The following is a 2,791-nucleotide window of genomic DNA, read 5'->3' as shown; positions in this document are numbered from 1 at the left end:
ATCGAGGCACTGCTGGAAGGCGCGCCGCTGCGTCTGATCAAGCTGGTCACCCGCTACCCGGCACCCAGTGCCGAGCATCGCGCGCCGAAGGGCGTGAAGCTCGATGAGCTGGGGCCGATGGGGCTGTTCGAGCGTCACTATCGCGCCACCTATGACAGTGAGCCGGACCCGACGCTGATCGAGGATTTCGCCCAGCTGCTCGAGGAGGTCGAGGCCGCGCGCGAGACGCGTCTCGAAGGCGAGCCAGCCACCCGGCCCGCTCGCAAGGCCGACAAGGCGGCTTCGATAGACAAGACTGGCACGGCAGACAAGGCCAAGGGAGGTCAGGCATGAAGATTCTCGCCCTGCGCCTCGACAACCTGGCCTCGCTTGCCGGCGCACATGAAGTCGACTTCGAGAAGGCACCGCTGTCCGATGCCGGTCTGTTCGCCATCACCGGTCCCACCGGGGCCGGCAAGAGCACGCTGCTCGATGCCCTGTGTCTGGCGCTCTATGGCACCACGCCGCGCCTGCGCCAGACGCCGAGTGGCGGTCAGCTGGAGGATGTCGGCGAGCATCAGCTGACGCTCAAGGACCCGCGCAGCCTGCTCCGGCGTGGCTGCGGCGAAGGCAAGGCCGAGGTGGATTTCATCGGCCGCGATGGCCTGCGCTATCGCGCCAGCTGGACGGTCAGCCGCGCGCGCGGCAAGCCCGGCGGGCGCCTGCAGAATGCCAAGCAACATCTCCAGCTGCTGCCCACCGGCGATGACACCCAGCCGGCTCAGACCCTCAACACCACCAGCAATGACGCCAAGGCGTTGATCCTCGACAGGCTGGGGCTGAATTTCGAGCAGTTCACCCGCGCCGTACTGCTGGCGCAGAGCGAGTTCAGCGCCTTCCTGCGTGCCAATGACAATGAACGCTCGGAGTTGCTGGAGAAGCTGACCGATACCGGCCATTACTCCGAGATCTCGATGGCCGCCCATGAGCGCGAGCGCTCCGCCCGCGAGGCCGTCAATGAACTGGAACGCAAGCTGGAAGGCCAGCTGCCGGCCAGCCCGCAGGAGCGCCAGGCGCTCGAGGAGGAGGTGCGTCTGCGCCAGACGGCCATGACCCGGCTCAGCGAACAGCATGATGCGCTGACGGCCTATCACCAGTGGACCACTACGGCGGGCGAGCTCGAACAGGCCCTGCGTCAGGCGCAGCAGGAGCAGACCGAGGCCCACGCCGCCAGCGATGGGCTTTCCCGTCAGCGCGAACAACTCAACGCCCTGGAGGCCCTCGCGCCGATTCGCCCTGCCCTGCTGCGCCTCAAGGCGATCGCGCCGCAGCATGCGCAGCTGGTCACGCAACTGGCCCAGCTGGAGCAGCAGCTCGGCACCCTGTCGCCCAGGGTTGAGCAGGCCCGGGCCGCCAGGCACACCGCCGATGAACGCATGCAGCGCTGTGATACCTGGCGCGGCGAGCAACTGCCGAAGCTTGAAGAGGCACGTCAGGTGGCTTCGCGTCTTTCGCAACGACGCGAAGCACACGCCAGCCAGCAGAGTGAACAGCAACGCCTGCGCGACACGCTCGGCCAACATCAGCAGGAGCTGGAGGCACAGGATCGCCAGCGCCAGCAGCTGGAGCAGCAACTCCAGCAGCTGCAGGCGACGCTGGTCGACGAGTCAGGCCAGCCGCTGCGCGATGCCGAAGACTATCGTGACCAGCTGCAACGTCAGCGCGATGCACTACTGGAGCTCAAGCCCGTACTCAGCGAGCAGATCAGTGGCCTGGCCCGCCGTGATGAGGTGCAGCAGCGTCTTGTCGAGCTGGAGCAGCAACTGCCCCGACAGCAACAGGCGTTGCGGGATGTGGCTGGCCGGCAGGCGCAGGCATTGCAGGCCCGAGACCAGGCGCGCCACGAGGAAGACGCCGAACGCCGCCAGCAGGAGCAGGAGCGTCTGGCGCGCAGCGACAACGTGATGGCGCTGCGCCGCGGACTGGTCCAGGGCGAGGAATGTCCGGTGTGCGGCAGCCACGAGCACCCCGCCGCCGGCCAGGCCGCACCGGCCGAGGCGCTGATCGCTCAGCTGGAACAGCAGGCCCGCGAGCGTCTTGACCAGCGCCGCCAGGCCACGGCCACCGCGCAGCAAGCCATGGAGACGGCCAGTCACGAGCACGCCCGCCTCGAGCAACAGCTCGGCTATCTGCAGCAGGAACAGACCCAGCTGCACACGGAGCTGCAACGCCTGCAGCAGCAGGCGCAGACCTGCCAGACGAATCTGACCGAGCTTCTGGCCCGGCACTCGCTGTCAGAGCAACCCCAGCTTGCACCCTTGCCGCAGCTGCCTGCTGCCCACGCACTGCAACTGATCGAGCAGCGCCTTGGGGAGCTGGACGCCTGCCAGAACACGCTGGTGACGACACTGCGTCAGCTGACGCCGCTGCGTGAGCAACGCCAGGCACTGGCAACACGCCACGCCACGCTGACGACGCAATGCCAGCATGGCGAGGCGCAGCTTCAACAGTGCGAGACGCAGATCACTGCGCTGGCGCGCGAGATCGAGCAGCTCAGTGACACGCTTGCCCAGCAGCTGAGCGCAGACCCCAAGCGACAGCATGCCAGCGTGAGCAACTGGTCCGACTGGATCGAGTCGCTGACCACCCGGATGCGCAACGAACAAGAGGATGCGCGGCAGGCACTGCAGGAATTGAGCGACCAGCAACAGCAGCTGACGCAGCAGCAGGCCAACCTGCAGCAACGCCAGACGGAGCTGCGCGAGGAGCAAGACTCGCTCGACCGCGAACGCGCGCATTGGCAGACAGCGAA

General features: G+C 67.2%; 2 protein-coding genes. Both read left to right on the top strand.

Features of this window, described 5'->3' with window-relative positions:
• The coding region (locus AC4FAH_RS14305) for a hypothetical protein (RefSeq protein WP_490246282.1) at positions 1–333 on the top strand (333 nt) is incomplete at its 5' end.
• Positions 330–2,791 (top strand): AAA family ATPase (locus AC4FAH_RS14300; protein WP_490246281.1); only part of this gene is annotated, 2,462 nt, incomplete at its 3' end. The genes AC4FAH_RS14305 and AC4FAH_RS14300, both read left to right, overlap by 4 nt.

The organism is Cobetia sp., from assembly GCF_983723665.1.
Note: the sequence above shows the minus strand (reverse complement) of the source record. Positions and strands in the feature narration are given on the sequence as shown.